Source organism: Paenibacillus sp. sgz302115, from assembly GCF_056120445.1.
Window position 1 is genome coordinate 18,157 of record NZ_JBVYOK010000040.1, and the last position, 15,783, is coordinate 33,939.

The 15,783-nt window shown below is 53.6% G+C and carries 17 protein-coding genes and 1 riboswitch; of the genes, 6 read left to right on the plus strand and 11 right to left on the minus strand.

From position 1 onward, the window contains the following. Positions 1 to 76: 76 nt before the first annotated feature. Positions 77 to 2,422: a heavy metal translocating P-type ATPase gene (locus tag AC0LWN_RS31965; RefSeq protein WP_474672539.1), complete on the minus strand. Its 2,346-nt coding sequence runs from the start codon at positions 2,420 to 2,422 to the stop codon at positions 77 to 79. Positions 2,423 to 2,649: 227 nt separating this feature from the next. On the opposite strand from AC0LWN_RS31965, the gene AC0LWN_RS31970 reads away from it, so the two are divergent. After that, positions 2,650 to 3,675, plus strand: coding sequence for a cation diffusion facilitator family transporter (locus tag AC0LWN_RS31970; protein ID WP_474672541.1), 1,026 nt, complete (start codon positions 2,650 to 2,652; stop codon positions 3,673 to 3,675). Between the two features lie 297 nt (positions 3,676 to 3,972). Here the strand turns inward: AC0LWN_RS31970 and AC0LWN_RS31975 are convergent, their stop codons facing one another. The 8 genes from AC0LWN_RS31975 to AC0LWN_RS32010 form a co-directional block, all read right to left on the minus strand. Further along, the gene (locus tag AC0LWN_RS31975; protein WP_474672543.1) at positions 3,973 to 4,338 is read right to left on the minus strand and encodes an ArsR/SmtB family transcription factor; all 366 of its coding nucleotides are present in this window, start codon (positions 4,336 to 4,338) and stop codon (positions 3,973 to 3,975) included. A gap of 141 nt (positions 4,339 to 4,479) precedes the next feature. Further along, positions 4,480 to 5,226 (minus strand): ABC transporter permease, encoded by a 747-nt coding sequence (locus AC0LWN_RS31980; RefSeq protein WP_474672545.1) that lies wholly within the window; start codon positions 5,224 to 5,226, stop codon positions 4,480 to 4,482. A gap of 2 nt (positions 5,227 to 5,228) precedes the next feature. Beyond that, positions 5,229 to 5,945, minus strand: coding sequence for an ABC transporter permease (locus tag AC0LWN_RS31985; RefSeq protein WP_474672547.1), 717 nt, complete (start codon positions 5,943 to 5,945; stop codon positions 5,229 to 5,231). Continuing rightward, positions 5,942 to 6,856 (minus strand): ABC transporter ATP-binding protein, encoded by a 915-nt coding sequence (locus AC0LWN_RS31990; protein ID WP_474672549.1) that lies wholly within the window; start codon positions 6,854 to 6,856, stop codon positions 5,942 to 5,944. The genes AC0LWN_RS31985 and AC0LWN_RS31990 overlap by 4 nt, the downstream gene beginning before the upstream one ends. Positions 6,857 to 6,915: 59 nt before the next feature. Continuing rightward, the gene (locus AC0LWN_RS31995; RefSeq protein ID WP_474672551.1) at positions 6,916 to 8,343 is read right to left on the minus strand and encodes a sensor histidine kinase; all 1,428 of its coding nucleotides are present in this window, start codon (positions 8,341 to 8,343) and stop codon (positions 6,916 to 6,918) included. A 5-nt stretch (positions 8,344 to 8,348) separates the two neighbouring features. Further along, positions 8,349 to 9,023 carry a response regulator transcription factor gene (locus tag AC0LWN_RS32000; RefSeq protein WP_474672553.1) on the minus strand — a complete coding sequence of 225 codons (675 nt, stop codon included), beginning with the start codon at positions 9,021 to 9,023 and terminating at the stop codon, positions 8,349 to 8,351. A gap of 169 nt (positions 9,024 to 9,192) precedes the next feature. Further along, positions 9,193 to 9,633, minus strand: coding sequence for a hypothetical protein (locus AC0LWN_RS32005; RefSeq protein WP_474672555.1), 441 nt, complete (start codon positions 9,631 to 9,633; stop codon positions 9,193 to 9,195). Between the two features lie 182 nt (positions 9,634 to 9,815). After that, a complete protein-coding gene (locus AC0LWN_RS32010) occupies positions 9,816 to 10,256 on the minus strand; it encodes a pyridoxamine 5'-phosphate oxidase family protein (protein ID WP_474672557.1) in 441 nt (146 codons plus the stop codon). A gap of 177 nt (positions 10,257 to 10,433) precedes the next feature. Further along, positions 10,434 to 10,546: riboswitch (TPP riboswitch) on the plus strand. Between the two features lie 126 nt (positions 10,547 to 10,672). Here AC0LWN_RS32010 and AC0LWN_RS32015 point away from each other — a divergent pair. From AC0LWN_RS32015 to AC0LWN_RS32035, 5 genes are all read left to right on the plus strand, one after another. Beyond that, positions 10,673 to 11,743: an ABC transporter substrate-binding protein gene (locus AC0LWN_RS32015; RefSeq protein WP_474672559.1), complete on the plus strand. Its 1,071-nt coding sequence runs from the start codon at positions 10,673 to 10,675 to the stop codon at positions 11,741 to 11,743. 47 nt (positions 11,744 to 11,790) lie between these two features. Next, positions 11,791 to 12,084: a thiamine-binding protein gene (locus AC0LWN_RS32020; RefSeq protein ID WP_019913979.1), complete on the plus strand. Its 294-nt coding sequence runs from the start codon at positions 11,791 to 11,793 to the stop codon at positions 12,082 to 12,084. After that, positions 12,081 to 12,842: an ABC transporter permease gene (locus AC0LWN_RS32025; protein ID WP_474672562.1), complete on the plus strand. Its 762-nt coding sequence runs from the start codon at positions 12,081 to 12,083 to the stop codon at positions 12,840 to 12,842. Before AC0LWN_RS32020 ends, AC0LWN_RS32025 begins: the two co-directional genes overlap by 4 nt. A 362-nt stretch (positions 12,843 to 13,204) precedes the next feature. Continuing rightward, positions 13,205 to 14,032, plus strand: a complete 828-nt coding sequence (locus tag AC0LWN_RS32030) for an ABC transporter ATP-binding protein (RefSeq protein ID WP_474672570.1) — start codon at positions 13,205 to 13,207, stop codon at positions 14,030 to 14,032. 168 nt (positions 14,033 to 14,200) lie between these two features. After that, on the plus strand, positions 14,201 to 14,371 hold the full coding sequence (locus tag AC0LWN_RS32035; protein WP_474672564.1) for a hypothetical protein: 171 nt from the start codon (positions 14,201 to 14,203) through the stop codon (positions 14,369 to 14,371). Between the two features lie 82 nt (positions 14,372 to 14,453). Here the strand turns inward: AC0LWN_RS32035 and AC0LWN_RS32040 are convergent, their stop codons facing one another. Then, entirely contained in the window at positions 14,454 to 15,353 is a 900-nt protein-coding gene (locus AC0LWN_RS32040; protein WP_474672566.1) for an IS3 family transposase, read from the minus strand. After that, positions 15,353 to 15,709, minus strand: a complete 357-nt coding sequence (locus AC0LWN_RS32045; protein ID WP_474672568.1) for a transposase — start codon at positions 15,707 to 15,709, stop codon at positions 15,353 to 15,355. Before AC0LWN_RS32045 ends, AC0LWN_RS32040 begins: the two co-directional genes overlap by 1 nt. Between the last annotated feature and the right edge of the window lie 74 nt (positions 15,710 to 15,783).

Here is a 15,783-nt window from a genome sequence, read left to right on the forward strand (position 1 = left end):
CTCAAGACCCACTTTTTGGGAGCCAGAGGCTTATTTTTTCGTATATTTTGCGGAAAGTATTTGCAGTTTCCTTACTTTAGTCTACTTTTGGCACCTGCAAAGCCCGGACACTATTCAGTACCGCAAGCACAGTTACACCCACATCCGAGAAAACAGCTTCCCACATTGTGGCGATTCCGAAAGCGCCCAGCCCCAGGAAGATAGCCTTCACTGCCAGGGCGAAAATAATATTCTGCCAGACGATTACCCGCGTGCGCTTGGCAATTCCGATGGCTGTAGCAATTTTCGAAGGCTCGTCGGTCATAATTACAATATCTGCTGCTTCAATAGCCGCATCCGAGCCCAGTCCGCCCATGGCAATGCCGACATCCGCTCTGGCCAGCACCGGTGTATCATTAATGCCGTCGCCGACAAAAATGATTTTTTCCCGCTGTGATTTCTCGCGCTCCAGCTTCTCAATAGCCTCCACCTTGTGCTGGGGAAGCAGCTCAGCTTGAACCTCCGTAATGCCCAGCTCCTGCCCAACCGCTTCCGCAACTGCTTCCGCATCCCCGGTCAGCATCACTGTTTTATGAATGCCGAGCCGTCCAAGGGCCTGAACCGCCTGAAGTGAATCCTCTTTCACTTCATCGGCAATTACCAGATAACCGGCATACCGCTTATCTATAGCGACATGAACCACTGTTCCGCTCTGGTCCGGCGTCCGGCTGGCAATGCCTTCACGCTCCATCAGCCGCGCATTCCCGGCCAGTACAGATTTGCCTTCTACTGTAACCGCGATGCCGTGGCCGGAAATTTCGTTATAGTCCGAGACAGCTTCGGCGGAAATCTCTTCACCGTAGGCCGCCCGGATAGATTCGGCAATCGGATGGCTGGAATGACTCTCCGCATAGGCAGCCGTCCGCAGAAGCTCGCTCTCCTGGATTCCTTGGGAAGGATAGATGCCTGTTACTTTGAACTGGCCTTTGGTCAAGGTTCCTGTCTTATCGAACACAACAACCTTTACATCGTTGAGCGCTTCAAGGAAGTTGCTGCCTTTGACGAGAATACCGCTCTTGGAAGCTGCGCCGATACCGCCGAAGAAGCCGAGCGGAATCGAAACGACAAGCGCACAAGGGCAGGAGATTACGAGAAATACCAGAGCACGGTAGATCCAGTCCGAGAAGGTCGCACCGCTGATCACGAGCGGCGGAATAACGGCCAGCAGCAGCGCGGTAATGACCACTACAGGCGTATAGCCTCTGGCGAACTTGGTAATGAAGTTCTCGGTTTTCGCTTTATTGTTAGAGGCGTTCTGCACCAGCTCCAGAATTTTGGAGACTGCCGATTCTCCGAAGGTCTGGGTAACCTCAATCGTAACTACACCATTGCGGTTAATAAACCCGCTTAGCACCTTACTGCCCGGCTCAGAGGAGCGCGGCACCGATTCCCCGGTAAGCGCCGAGGTATCCATCATCGCGCTGCCCTCTACAATCGTTCCGTCAAGCGGAACCTTCTCGCCCGGTCTGACCACAATGTAATCGCCAATCTCCACTTCTTCCGGCGAGACCCGTCTCAGGTTCCCGCCTTCCTTCAGATAGGCGAATTCAGGGCGAATGTCCATCAGCGCCGTGATGGAGCGGCGCGAACGGTTGACGGCCATCCCCTGGAACAGCTCACCGATCTGATAGAACAGCATAACGGCGACGCCTTCCGGGTACTCCCCAATGGCAAACGCCCCTATCGTCGCCAGCGCCATCAGGAAGTTCTCATCAAAAACCTGCCCCCGGACAATATTTCGTGCCGCCGACCAGACCACTTCGCCGCCGACAACCAGGTAGGCGGCCAGGAAGATCAGCAGCTCCGTGATCCCGCTGACCGGCAGGAACATTCCGGCTGCAGCAAGGATCGCCCCGCCGCCCAGGCGCAGCAGAATACTCCGCGTCTCGCCTTCTCCATGCTCATGGCTGTGGCCATGAGCGTCGCCGTGGCTGTGGCTATCGGCTGCGCCATGACTGTGCGCATGGGCTTCGTGGCTATGTGCGTGGCTGTGCGCTTCATGGCTATGTTCATGGCTGTGTGCGTGGCCATGGGTATCATGGCTGTCACCACCGGCCATATGCTCATGTTCCACATGAAGGTGAACCTGATCTGCTCCTCCCTCAGTCTGCACACTTCTGCGCACACCTCTAGCCTTGGCTTTGACTTCCTTGAGCTTCACATGCGGCTCCAGCTTCGTAACGATCTGCTGCGCTTCTTCCGATATGGCTTCGGCATCGGCCGCCGCCGTCTCCAGCGTCATCATCTTCATGGCAAAGTTCACGGAACAGGACGATACTCCCTCAATCTTCTTGACCTTATTTTCAATTTTCATGGCGCAATTGGCACAATCCAGCCCTTCGAGCACCCACTGGCGCTTGACATTCCCTTGAACCGCATTCAAATGACTCATCTCCCTTGGATAATCCTATATATGAGTATTTGTTCATATGTTTACTTACACACATTATATGCCCCTCATTCTCAGAGTGTCAATGCATAGATTGCATAGTTTTTCCCTTTTTTCTCAATTATAAAAATAAGAATGAGCACTTGTAATTTGTTCTCATCCCGGATAATATTAATATATGAGCAGTCATTCATATGTTTACTTGGGAAGGGGCCATTCAAATGAATAATCAAAAGCATCCAGGGCCAAAAAGCCTCGAACAGCATGATCATCAAGGTCATACACACGATCATACAGATCATGATCACAAGCACGGAGATATACATAATCATGGGCACAGCCACTCCGGCCACTCGCACTCTCATTCACACTCACACGCGCCAAATAACAAAAAAGGCCTGCTGATCGCCTTAATCATTACCGGGGGCATCATGTTCCTTGAGTTCTTCGGAGGACTTATCACAGACAGTCTGGCCTTGCTCTCCGACTCGGGGCATATGCTGAGTGACACGGCTGCGCTGGCCTTAAGTCTCATCGCCATGATTTTTGCCGTCAGACCGCCATCCTCGAAGAATTCTTACGGCTTCCACCGGTTCGAAGTTATGGCTGCGCTATTTAACGGCGTGACCCTGTTTGTTATTGCCGGATTCATTATCTGGGAAGCATACCAGCGCTTCTTCGCCCCACCGGTGGTCGCCAGCGGCACAATGATGATTATAGCTTCCATCGGACTGCTGGCTAATCTGATTAGCGCATGGTCTTTGATGCGAAAAAGCGATACAAAAGACAATCTCAACGTCCGCAGCGCCTATCTGCACATTATCGGGGACGCCCTGGGCTCAGTCGGAGCACTGCTGGCCGGGCTGATTATGAACCTGTTCTCCTGGTATATCGCCGATCCGATCATCAGTGTGCTTGTAGCTCTGCTCATCCTTAGAGGTGCGTGGGGCGTCTTGAAGCAAGCCTTTCATATTCTGATGGAGGGAACGCCTTCCTCTGTGAACACCAATGAGGTTAAGGAGGCTCTAATGGAGATTAACGGAGTGATTGATGTCCACGACCTGCATGCATGGACCATTACTTCGGGACTGGACGCGCTCAGCGGTCATGTGCTGATTGAGGATCATGCGGACCCCCACAGCATTCTCCAGCAGGCCATCACTCTCGTAGAGGAAAAGTTCAACATTCAGCATGCCACGCTGCAGATTGAGAATTCCACGTTACGTCACGGTGAGCTGCGGGTGTAATTTCGAGCCGGATGCGATTTATGTAAAAAAAAGAGGCTGTCCCCTAAGCAGATTTTGAACTGCAAAGGGGACAGCCTCTTGCATTTAACGGCATTTCTGCCGTTGTTTCTGCCACTCCCGGCCTCGGCGTGCCCAACAACGGCATTTCTGCCGTTATTTCTGCCACTTCCGGCATCGGCGTGCCCAACAACGGCATTTCTGCCGTTGTTTCTGCCACTCCCGGCATCGGCGTGCCCAACAACGGCATTTCTGCCGTTATTCCAACACCCTTAGCCGCTCACGCCCTTCCCGACACAGCTATTCGTGCCGGATATGCTCATGCGTCTGCAGAAAAATCTGCTCCACATGTGCATCGTTCAGCGAATAATACACCGTCTTGCCTTCCTTGCGGCGCTTGACGATCCGCAAATTGCGCAGATAGCGGAGCTGGTGGGATACCGCCGACTGCCCCATGTCGAGAATGGTCGACAAATCGTGCACACACAGCTCTCTTTGCGATAAAGCATAAATCAGCCGCACCCTTGTCGGGTCGCCTAGAGCCTTGAACATCTCCGCCATTTTATCCGTTGTCCCGCGGTCCGGCAGGATCAACGCCATAGATTCCGGTCCCAGCTCCGAACCGTTGCATGTGTTGTCGCATTCTTCGAGTGCTGCTGGCTCCATGCTCTCGCCCTCCTCCATATACTCATCACGGTTTTACCGATAGTTAATAGTATCTTCTACGATTAATTATAGCAAAACTTCACCCGATGTCCATGAAGGGGACCGAAGCTGGAAAGACTTGCAGGCGGTAAAGGGTCAGGATCACACTGCCTTGCGCAAAAAGGAGAACAGACCTGCCGCCATAAAGATAATCTGACTGCCGGATACGACAAGCAGCAGACTTTCTATAGGCAAATTAAAGGCCCCATATTTCTCTCCTCCAAATCCAAAAGGAGACATTGCCAGCGCCGGCTGAACCCAGGGATAATACGGTCCGTAAGTGGACGAATTGGCGATCAGCATATTGGGTATGGTCAAGCTCACATTCAGCGCCAGCGGAGCGCCAAAGCTGCTCCAGCTCAGCGATACTGCGAGCTGCAATGCAGCCAGCGGCAGGCAGGCGAACCAGCCGCCGAATACGCTGGACAAGATCATCGTCCAAGGTACAGGCCCGTCAACGCCGCGCACCACGCCTATGCCGAGCAGTGCCGCAAGGAACAGCAACTGCACAGCGGCCAGCAACCCCATAACCATAGTATATTTTGCAAAATATACGGAAGAGCGCGTCACGGGCAGCGAGAGCAGCATTTTCCAGCCGCCGTCAGCATGCTCGGCCCGGCAGATCAGTGCCGCGAAAATGCCCGACAGTATCGGAAGAAAAAGAATAGCATGAACCATTGACATGACACTAAGCAGCACCTGCCAGGTGATACGCTCCCCAAACTCCTCCATATTGGCGAGTCCACCGATGAGCAGGGCGATCACAGGACTGCCTACGACCAACAGCCACACGAAGGATTTGGATATCTTCAGTCTTTCTGCGGACAGGACCCTCAAGAAGATTCTCATGATCAATTCACATCCTTTCGCGCGAAATGCAGGGCTCCCGGCAGCAAGAGCAGCAGTCCCAGCAACAGCCCCGCCCCGCTAAACAACCAGGGCCGGGAAGCGCTCCAGGCCAAAGTAGGCCAAGTCAAGGGAACCCATTCGGACAGAAATGCCGTGAAAAAACTCGCCAGCGATAGGGTAATGCCACACGAAACAGGCAGGGTCTGATTGCGGCTGGACAAGGAGAGCCATAGCTGCAAGGAGATCACAGGCAGCGCCGCAGCATAGGAAGCGAACCCGATTTGCATCACCTTCGCATAGGGAACCGGCTGATCGCCGAAGCCGAGCAGATATCCTAAACCTACCGTGCCCACTGACAGCAGCAGGCAGGAGACAGCGACAAGCAGCAGACACAGCAGCAGCTTGGACATAAATACGGCGGTCCGGGAGATGGGCAGCGCCAGCAGCTGCTTCCATGAACTCGTCTGATGCTCCACATTCGCCATTAGCGAGCAGATCAGCGTACCGCCCAGATAGAGCGCCACCGGCACGAAATTGGCGATATTATCAAGCAGTCCTCCCCATAGATCAGACTGGTATTGCTTCGTCAGATAATCCAAACGGATTCCGAAGTTTAGCCCCTGCATGGCAATCAGTCCAATCGGGCCGAGGAAGACAAGGAACCATAGCCCTTTGCCGCGGATTTTCAGCCAATCCGCTGAGGACGACCGCCACATCATGATGACTGCCCTCCTTCAACCACCTGCAGGAAGAACTCTTCGAGTGATTGTCTGCGTTCCTCCACCCGGTAGATCGCATGGCCGTTCTCGACCAGCTCCTTGACTAACAGCGCCACCCGAGCATCGCTCATCCGGGGCAGTGTCAAACGTCCTTCCTGGAGCGTTCCTCCGCAGCCCCGCCGGATAGCCAGAGCCAGCGCCTCTTCCGGCTCGGACACGGCAAGGCGGAGATCACCGGCCGCCTGCTGCTGCAGGTGGGCAATCGTATCCTGATAGACCATCCGCCCCGAACGGATAATGCCGACGGTTCCCGCCATTTGCTCAATTTCGCTCAGCAGATGGCTGGATACAAGGACGGTAATCCCTTCTTCCTCAGGGAGCCGCTTGATCAGCGAGCGGATCTCCTGGATACCCGACGGGTCAAGGCCGTTGGTAGGCTCGTCGAGAATCAGCAGCTCCGGTCTGCCCAACAGCGCAGCGGCAATGCCAAGCCGCTGCTTCATGCCGAGAGAGAAGCCCTTTACGGGCCGCTTTTCTTCCCCTGTTAGGGAAACGATGTCCAGCACTTCAGCTATACGTGACTTAGGTACGTCAAGAATGCGGCGGAGGGCTTCCAGATTGTCCAGGGCACTTAGATGGCCGTAATAGGACGGCGATTCCACCAAAGACCCCACCTTGCGCAGAATTTGCAGCTTATTCCGCCGAAGCTCCTGCCCAAAAATTTCAATGCTTCCCGAGGTTGGCTTAATCAGTCCCAGCAGCATGCGGATTGTCGTAGTTTTGCCTGCGCCGTTTGGCCCCAGGAAGCCGTAGATTTCCCCTTTGCTTATGTTCAGGTTCAGATGCTCCACCGCAGCCCGTCCGCGGTATTCCTTCAATAAATCCCTTGTTTCGATCACTGTTTCCTTCATTCTCTTCACCTCGGTAACCAGCATAACGTCCCGAGGTTAAAAGCACGGCGGCAGCAAGTTTAAGTTTTGTTTAAATTTTCTTGCGCCAGGCTTAGAATTACGATGCTGGTGCCTTGCCTGGTGCTGTCCACCTTCCAATCCAGCTTCATCCGCTTGAGCAGCAGATCGACGATGGACAAACCCAGACCCGCTCCTTTAGAGTCGCTGGCACTGCCAATTCCGCTGCCGTGGTCGCTGATGACAATCACCGGCTCGCCGTCCCGGACCTCCGCTGCCACGCGGACATAGAGGCCGCTCCGTGCGTGGCGGACAATATTTTGAAACAGATTATCCAGAATGCGGCGGAACCAGCTCTCATCCACTATCCAATAGAGCGGTTCACCTTCCAGGTCAATTTCAATCTGAAAGCCTTCCTTCTCCCACAGCGGATACCAGGCCGCAGCACTCTCCCGCAGCATTCTCAGCACATCCTTGCGCTCGAGATTCAGCTTCATTCGTCCGCTGCTTAGCAGGTTGTAGGACAGCAGATTTTCGATCAGCCCGCCAAGACTCTCGATCCGTTCATCCATCAGCTTCAGCGATTCCTGTCCCCGGGGCGTCAGCGTTTCCTTGCCCAGCACATGAAGATGGCTGCGGATCACGGTAAGGGGAGTGCGCAGATCATGCGACAAATCGGATACGAGACGCTTGCGCAGCCCTTCCTCTTCCGCCTCTCGTGCACGGCTGGCGGCAAGCTCGGTGACCATCGTATTAAAGGCCTCCTCCAGACGGCCAATCTCATCAGGCTTCCCCAGAGCAATGGACTCAGGCAATCCCGCTTCTCCCGTGAAGGCCATAGCCGTCTCCAGACGCAGCAGCCTTTTGCGGATTTGGACAAAGAACAGCAACGATACAATGATGAAGCCAATAAAAAATGTAGCCATAACTACCGTGTACCATGAATCAAGCCCTGCAAAAGAGGTCTGCTCCTTGATGACGGCAGGAATTTGCATCACCATGTAGCCTTCTCCGGCTTCCGCACGGTCTCCCACAAAAGCGACAATGGCGAGCGGCTGCAGATCCTGGCTCTTTTTCATGAAGGAAATCGCCTCTGCAGCGGTCCACTGTGAAGGGATGGAGTACCGTTCATTTTGTTTCCAAAGCTTCGGCTCAGCAGAATCCAGCGACAGCCGGGTACGCCCATCTCCATCTACCCAGAACATCGAAGCCAGGTTGTAGGTTACCTTTAACTCTCGCAGCCGCGCGTTAATCACCTCAGCAGGCTCGCCAAGAAGTCCCGCCGCTTCCTTATGCCAAATATTTTCCAGCACTAAAATGTCTTCATACGGGGCATATTCCTCCGGAGGTTTCTCCCCGGCCATGTTATTGAAGAAGCCATACAATCCTATGGTCAACGGAAGTACAATGGGAATAAACAGCAGCGCAGCCATGATGATCAGCAGGTAACGTGAGAGGAGCGAGCTGTGGAGCTTGCGAAAACGGCCCATTCCCCTCATGCTCTTACCCTGTAGCCGATCCCCCGGACCGTCTCAATGATCTCCGGCGCGGCCGGATCAAGCTCCAGCTTCTCGCGCAGGTAACGGATATGCACCATGAGCGTCTTATCACCCTCTATATAACTTTCTCCCCAGACGGCCTCGTAGATCTGCTCCTTCGTCAAAATCTGGCCGAGATGGCGCAGCAAATAGGAGAAAATTTGAAACTGCTTGCCGGTCAGCAAAATTTCCTTGCCGGTGGCTGCCTCTATAATCCGGTTGTCTCCTTCGTATACCATGAGGTGCTTCAGCGCCAGCGGCACAGTCGTGGCTGCTCCCGTCCGTCTTAACAACACCTCAATCCGCGCGGCCAGCTCATCGGGGTGAAACGGCTTCGTTAAATAATCATCGGCGAACTCCAGGCCCTGAAGCTTATCATCAATTGAGGTCCGGGCGGAGAGCATCAGAATGGGGAGATTCGGATAGGTCCGCTTTAGCCGCTGCCCGACGGTGAAGCCATCCAGACCCGGCAGCATCACATCAAGAATCGCAAGCTGGCAGCCCGCCGCAGCTTCTACCGCCCCCTCTCCGCTCTCCAGCCAGCGGACGGCATATTCCCGCTCACGCAGATCCGCAGAGACAGCGCTGCCAATCTCCCGGTCGTCTTCAACATACAGCAATGTAACGCTCATCAGCCTCAATCCTTTCTGTGCAAAAGTATAGCATGATTTCCCATAATTACGGATAAGACAAGCTGCCTCATTATAAAATTGCAAAAAACCAGCAAAGCTCCAGATTACTTGGAGACTTGCTGGTTTCTGTTTTCGTTCTGTTGGGCTACATACAATGGTTCAAGATTACTTAAAATGATCTTGCTGAAAAGCTGTATGAATAATCCCAACCACCATCACCATCATTAGAAACGATTTTTGCCTTGTACTCCCCTTCCTTTAGAGAGTTATTATCCTTATTAAGTTCTATTAGTACCTGATAATCTGGCCTGGACGTGGTATCCCCAGACGCAATTTGGTTGCCCTTCGGATCATAAATAACAAGCTTCATCCCTTTTTGATTATCGTCCCCCAACCAGAAACGAAGATTAGATCCATCACTGTATGAATAATCAAAATAAATGCTGATTTCTCCATTCTTCGGAAGAATGCCACCCTGATTCTTGGTATCCATAGGGCTAATAATTCCACTTTGGGGAGCGTTTACATTTTGAGCTTGAGCAAATGCAGCACTTGTTGGCACTGCGAGTAAAGCCAGAGCCGTTGAAAGAATTAAGATTGTCTTTTTCATTCTACTACTCTCCTTTTTGTTTTTAGTATAAAAAACCATAAAAATACAACAACATAAACATTATACTAAATAATCCCATTATTTTCAATAATATTGGATAAAATTGACTCAGGTTCATTTCAACGAGAAAAAGACCATCTCAAACCCTAAGGTTCAAGATGGCCCTGTTCCGCCTTCAATGCTTATTTTCCGGAGAGTGCCGCCGAGCGCTGCCAAACCCCGCTTTCCTTGTTTTTGCCCAGATACTCTATCCGTGTCGGCGTAAGCTCAAGAATCACATAATCGGGATCATCCGGCCCTTTGAACCACTTTTCCAGCTCTTTATTCCATACTTTAGAACGCAGGCCTTCATCCTTGGTAACGTCAGCCGTGGCCTCAATCTCCAGCACATCCTTGCCGCCGCCCTGCTCATATCCAAGCAGCAGAAAAGCATGCGGGTTATCCTTCAGCTCCTCTACCTTATGCGTCTTGCGGCTCGTTGCCAAGTAGATCTGAAGCCCCTCGTGAAAAACCGCCATATAGCGCACCTTAGGTTTGTTGCCGGCTTCTATCGTTCCGAAGGAACCGAACTTATTGTCATCCAGCGCTTTGATGATTGCCTGCTCCAGCTCTCTGTTGTCCATTGACGAAAAAGCTCCTTTCTAATACCGGTTTGATTTTTCGCTAAAATTTGCGTCAGGTTAGTGTACCCTTTCTGAAGGTATTGAATTCCGGTCCCTGCCATTTGGAGGTCCGCTACTGGACAATTCTGAAGGAGACAGTCTATAATACACCGTAAGAACACAGCAATGCCCATAACTTCATAGTACCAGGGGTGCTGGAATTGGCCGGCTGAGATTGTATCCCTCAAAGATACTGACCCTTATACCTGATCTGGATAATGCCAGCGTAGGAATCGTCACCTGCTTACTGCCGCTCGCGGCCTATAGCGAACCCACCTTACGTTACATTGGCGTCCCGGTCTCCGGGGCGCTTTTTTGGTATGAACATCATCAGAAATTGGAAGACTGAGGCTAGCTGGAAGGAGAGAAGAGAAGAAATGGGAGTCAAAAAAGCACTAATGCTCTGCATCAGCTGCATGCTGGTCATCGTCATGGCCGGCTGCGGCAGCAACAACGGTAATGCCGGCGGCAACGCCGCTCCTTCGTCCGGGAACGGAACCGCCGCCCCTGAAGCAACGGCTGCAGGCACGGAAGCCCCCAAGGAGCTGACCAAAATCAAGGTCGCGCTCGACTGGACGCCGAATACGAACCATACCGGCCTCTATGCGGCTAAAGAGCTGGGATATTACAAGGAAGAAGGCCTGGACGTAGAAATTGTGCAGCCAGGATCGGCGGGAGCCGATACGATGGTGACATCAGGCGAAGCCGCTTTTGGCATCAGTGCCCAGGAGGCGCTCACGCTGGCCCGTCTGCAGGGTGTGCCGCTTGTATCTATCGCCGCAATCATTCAGCATAATACCTCAGGCTTTGCCGCGCCGAAGGACCGCAATATCAAGACGCCGAAGGATTTCGAAGGCAAAACCTACGGCGGCTGGGGCTCACCTGCTGAAGAAGCGGCAATGAAGGCGATTATGGACCCCGAAGGCGGAGATGTCAAAAAGGTGAAGCTGGTCAATATCGGCGAAGCCGACTTCTTCACTGCCGTGAAGCGGGACATTGATTTCGCCTGGATTTTCTACGCATGGACCGGCATTGAAGCCGAGCTGCGCGGGGAACCGCTGGATATGCTGTATTTGAAGGATTACGCACCACAACTGGATTACTACACCCCGGTACTTACCACAAGCGAGAAGGAAATTGCCGAGCACCCCGAAGTGGTGAAGGCTTTCCTTGCGGCTACGTCGAAAGGATATCAATACGCGATTGACAAGCCGGAGGAGGCTGCCGCTATTTTGTCCAAAGCCGTGCCTGATCTTGATCCCAAGCTGGTTCTGGCCAGCCAGAAATGGCTCAGTCCGAAATACAAGGACGATGCCGCCCGTTGGGGCGAGCAGAAAACCGAAATCTGGCAGAATTATGCCGACTGGATGTACGGACTGAAGCTGCTGGATAAGCCGCTGGACGCCGCTTCTGCGTTCACGAATGATTTTTTACCGGAAGGCAAGTAGGCTATAACCCTATAATATAATTCCAAAATCGAAAGGATCTGATCCGCATGGCAAACACACTGCTCAGCATTCAAGTCATTCCCAAAACTCCGAACAACGAGGACTCTATCCCTTATGTGGACAAGGCCATTGAAGTTATTCAGCAATCCGGCGTCAAACACCAGGTGAACCCGCTTGAGACAACAATGGAGGGTGAACTGGAAGAGCTGCTTGAAGTGGTCCGCCAAATGCACCACGCACTCATTGAATCCGGCAGCCCCAGCGTCATCTCACAGATCAAGATCGCCCATAATCCCAGCGGAATCAGCATGGACAAGCTGACGGAAAAATACCGGCCGTGAGAGCCTATTGGAAGCAGATCTGGCCGCCCCTTGTGGCGGTCATCTTGTTTTTGGGGGCTTGGCAATTGGCGGTTTCGGTGCTGCATGTTCCTTCCTGGATGCTGCCGAGTCCCGGTGACATCGCCCGCGAATCCCGGGGCAACGCCTCCGGTATCTGGGCACATACGGCTGCTACGCTTCGGCTGACCTTGATCGGATTTCCGATTGGTACAGGCGTAGGTTTGATTATAGCTCTGCTGCTGCATCTGGTGCCTTGGCTGAAGCGGGCGCTGTATCCTCTGCTGATTCTCAGCCAGAACGTCCCTTCCATTGCGCTTGGACCGCTGCTGATTATCTGGTTCGGCTTCGGATTACTGCCCAAAATTGTCCTGATTACCCTCGTCTGCTTTTTCCCGGTAGCCGTCGCCGCAATGGGCGGGCTGACACAGAGCGACCGGATCATGATGAACTATATGAAAATGGCCGGGGCCAGCAAGTGGCAGATTTTCGCCAAGCTTGAGTTTCCCGGTTCTCTGCCTTCCCTGTTCTCCGGCCTGAAAATCTCCGCAACTTACGCGGTAATGGGCGCAGTGGTCGCCGAATGGATTGGCGCTGACAAAGGGATCGGCTATTACATGCTGCTACAGAAGGCCTCCTACCGGACAGACCGGATGTTCGTTGCCATCGCTATTATTGTGCTGTTGAGTCTGGTGCTGTTCGCCATTATCGCGCTGCTGGAGAAATGGCTGGTGCGCTGGAAGCCGCGGAAGAACTTATAATTTAACTAATTACTGAATGAGTCGCTAAATGACTGAACAAACGCCGCTATTGTGATAGCAGCTTAAGAGCTGAGGGCGTATGAGAAAGGAGGATGCTACGGATGCCTCATATCACGGATTCTAACCGAACAGGTTCGGGAAAAGGCTCAGGGCTTGAAGCTCCGACTTCCGGGGAGCAAGCGGCTAGAGCTGGGGATCAGACTCCAAGCGCCCGCATTGCGGGAGGGATGGCTGCGGGCGCTCAGATCACTGGCAGTCACGCTGGGGAAGGGCTGGCTGCGGGTGCTCAGACTACTGGCAGTTACGCGGAGGAAGACCTGGCTGCGGGCACTCAGACTACTGCTAGTTACGCGGTGGAAGACCTGGCTGCGGGTGCCAGAACTGCCGGGAAGCCCGCAGGGGAAGACCAAAGTGCGCCGCCAGCACTCGAAGTTAGCGGGGTCTCCAAAACCTTCTCCCACCGCCGCCGCGAGACACGTGTGCTGGATAATGTATCCTTGACGGTTGCGCCGCAGGAATTTGTCTCCATTGTCGGGCCTTCCGGCTGCGGCAAAAGCACACTGTTCCATATTATCGGCGGCCTGGAGCTGCCCGATGCCGGAACAGTTAGCATGAACGGCAAGCCGGTAACCGGCAAGCGCGGCGAGATCAGCTATATGCCGCAGCAGCCCGCGCTTTTCCCGTGGCGGACGATTGAGGACAACGTCCTGCTCGCAGGCGAGCTGAAAGGCGCGCCGCGAGCCGAGGCGCGGGAGGCCGCCCGCCAATGGCTGGCCAGGGTCGGCCTAAGCGGGTTCGAGCGGGCTTACCCGCATATGCTGTCAGGCGGCATGCAGCAGCGGGCCGCCTTCCTGCGGGCGCTGCTCGCGCCGCAGGAGCTGATGCTGCTGGATGAGCCGTTCAGCGCGCTGGATGCGCTGACGCGCAGCGAAATGCAGCGCTGGCTGCTGGAGCTGTGGGAGGAGAACCGCCGTTCCGTGCTGTTCATTACCCACAGCATCGAGGAGGCGCTGCTCCTCTCCAGCCGCATTTACGTCTTCTCCGGACGTCCAGGCTCCGTCCTGCACACCGTCGATGTCCCTTTCCCGCGTCCGCGCCGCGAGGAAATCACCGACTCGCCCGAGTTCCTGCAGCTCAAGCGCCAGCTCTCGCAGTGGATGCGCGAGGAGCAGGCGAAAGCTGCGAAGTAATCTTACAGGGTCAGCCTGCGGCTGACCCTGTTTGAAGTGCAGCCAGCTTCAATGAATAAGCCCGGCCCCCCAATTAATCAGGGTGGCCGGGCTTATTTTGTGCGTTACGCAGGAGGAAAGGATTAGTAGGAATAATCCCCGACTATTCTGCACAGAAACGATCCCGGGATGGCCGAAACTCGCTGGAACAACAGCAGAAATGCCGTTGTTAGGACCGCCGATGCCGGAAGTGGCGGAAATAACGGCAGAAATACCGTTGTTGGAGACGCGATGGCCGAGACCCGCTGGAACAACAGCAAATATGCCGTTGTTAGGACCGGGATGGCCGAGACTCGCTAGAACAACAGCAGAATCGGCTAGGCCCCCTAATTCCGGAGTCTGCCCTATCAAAACTTAAGTTCTTGTAGGATTGCTCTTTCTTTCAAAGTGTAAGGTGAAAAAGACTGCGGTCCTCTAGCTTCATGACCCACTGAGAAAAGATCAGCGGGGGCTTACGTTTCAGACTGCCATGCAAACGGCGGTGGTTGTAGAAGTCCATATACCGATCCACGGAGGCGTAGGCCTCCTCAAACGTGTCATAGTCGTTCTTGCTAAACAGATCACGCTCCATCAAGCTGTGAAAGGATTCAATATAGGCATTCATGTTTGGTGTTTTCGGCGGGATCCGCTCATGCTCCAGGGACCATTGTTCACAAGCCTCGCCAAACTTGTGGCTAAGAAACTGCGGACCGTTATCGGTTCGGATCACCGGCTTGTGCTGTCCTTCGCTTAAACGACGCTGCAGAGCGAGGTCTACCGTTTCTACCACTGCTGTGGCGTTACAGGAGGATCCTCGGTAATACCCTACAATGACTCGGTCAAACACATCAATCACGCTCAGGACGAAGAAAAAGCGGTCTTTGCCCGTTACGTAGCCGTACTTAATATCCATCTGCCAAAGCTGATTCGGACCTGTCACCTTACGGTTTCGCGCCAACCGCCGGGGATACCGTGGTTTAAGCGGGCGCTGTTTGTGCAAAATGCCGAGTTCCTTACAGAGCCGGTAAGTCTTCTTTTTGTCCAGGATAAGCCCTTGCCGGTCCCGTAAGCACTGGGTCAGCATCTTGTAGCCGTAGCCATTTTCTTCGCCTTCCACGAGATTCATGAGCCACTCCTGGATCTGTCCGTCACTGACCTTCTCCCCGGAACATGTAAAGGAATACCCGGGGCGAGGACGACCGGTTTGCAGAGGCTTGGCGCCAGATGGGGCCTGTGGATCACGCCGCGCTTTGCGCTCATAGTAGGTGGAAGAGGCGATATCCAGAATACGTAGGACCGTCACTATTTTTTGTCCCTGCTTAATGAATCGGTCCGCGATCTCGAGTTTGTCAGATAAGCAGGGTTCTGTTTTTTTAACAATTCACGCAGGATCTCGATTTCGAGTTCTTTCTCGCCCAGGAGTTTCACCGCATTTTGGTACTTATCTTCAACTTCCTGCAGACGCTTCATCTCGACCAGGTGTTCATCGGTGGCGGGGATGTCGATGTCCTGAATCTCATCACGGTACAGACGAATCCAGGTGCGTATCGTTTCGGGGTGTAGCTCATACCGCCGGGCTAACACCCCCACCTTGATCCCAGAGAGTGCTTCTTTCACAATCTCGAGTCGGATTTCCTCATAGGCTTTTCTCTTCTTCATGAAACTCGCCTCCCTCTTCTTTCAGTGTAATAAATTGGGGGGCAACTCTCCAGTTTCATTAGGGGGCCTAGGAG

What these genes read in the sequence shown, in the direction of transcription:
- AC0LWN_RS31975 (WP_474672543.1), bottom strand. Translation starts at nt 4,338, where the DNA reads ATGGAGCCAGCAGCACTCGAAGAATGCGACAACACATGCAACGGTTCG.
- AC0LWN_RS32005 (WP_474672555.1), bottom strand. Translation starts at nt 9,633, where the DNA reads ATGAAAAAGACAATCTTAATTCTTTCAACGGCTCTGGCTTTACTCGCA.
- AC0LWN_RS31970 (WP_474672541.1), top strand. Translation starts at nt 2,650, where the DNA reads ATGAATAATCAAAAGCATCCAGGGCCAAAAAGCCTCGAACAGCATGAT.
- AC0LWN_RS32020 (WP_019913979.1), top strand. Translation starts at nt 11,791, where the DNA reads ATGGCAAACACACTGCTCAGCATTCAAGTCATTCCCAAAACTCCGAAC.
- AC0LWN_RS31985 (WP_474672547.1), bottom strand. Translation starts at nt 5,945, where the DNA reads ATGATGTGGCGGTCGTCCTCAGCGGATTGGCTGAAAATCCGCGGCAAA.
- AC0LWN_RS32015 (WP_474672559.1), top strand. Translation starts at nt 10,673, where the DNA reads ATGGGAGTCAAAAAAGCACTAATGCTCTGCATCAGCTGCATGCTGGTC.
- AC0LWN_RS32000 (WP_474672553.1), bottom strand. Translation starts at nt 9,023, where the DNA reads ATGAGCGTTACATTGCTGTATGTTGAAGACGACCGGGAGATTGGCAGC.
- AC0LWN_RS32035 (WP_474672564.1), top strand. Translation starts at nt 14,201, where the DNA reads ATGGCCGAAACTCGCTGGAACAACAGCAGAAATGCCGTTGTTAGGACC.
- AC0LWN_RS31980 (WP_474672545.1), bottom strand. Translation starts at nt 5,226, where the DNA reads ATGAGAATCTTCTTGAGGGTCCTGTCCGCAGAAAGACTGAAGATATCC.
- AC0LWN_RS32010 (WP_474672557.1), bottom strand. Translation starts at nt 10,256, where the DNA reads ATGGACAACAGAGAGCTGGAGCAGGCAATCATCAAAGCGCTGGATGAC.
- AC0LWN_RS31990 (WP_474672549.1), bottom strand. Translation starts at nt 6,856, where the DNA reads ATGAAGGAAACAGTGATCGAAACAAGGGATTTATTGAAGGAATACCGC.
- AC0LWN_RS32045 (WP_474672568.1), bottom strand. Translation starts at nt 15,709, where the DNA reads ATGAAGAAGAGAAAAGCCTATGAGGAAATCCGACTCGAGATTGTGAAA.
- AC0LWN_RS31995 (WP_474672551.1), bottom strand. Translation starts at nt 8,343, where the DNA reads ATGGGCCGTTTTCGCAAGCTCCACAGCTCGCTCCTCTCACGTTACCTG.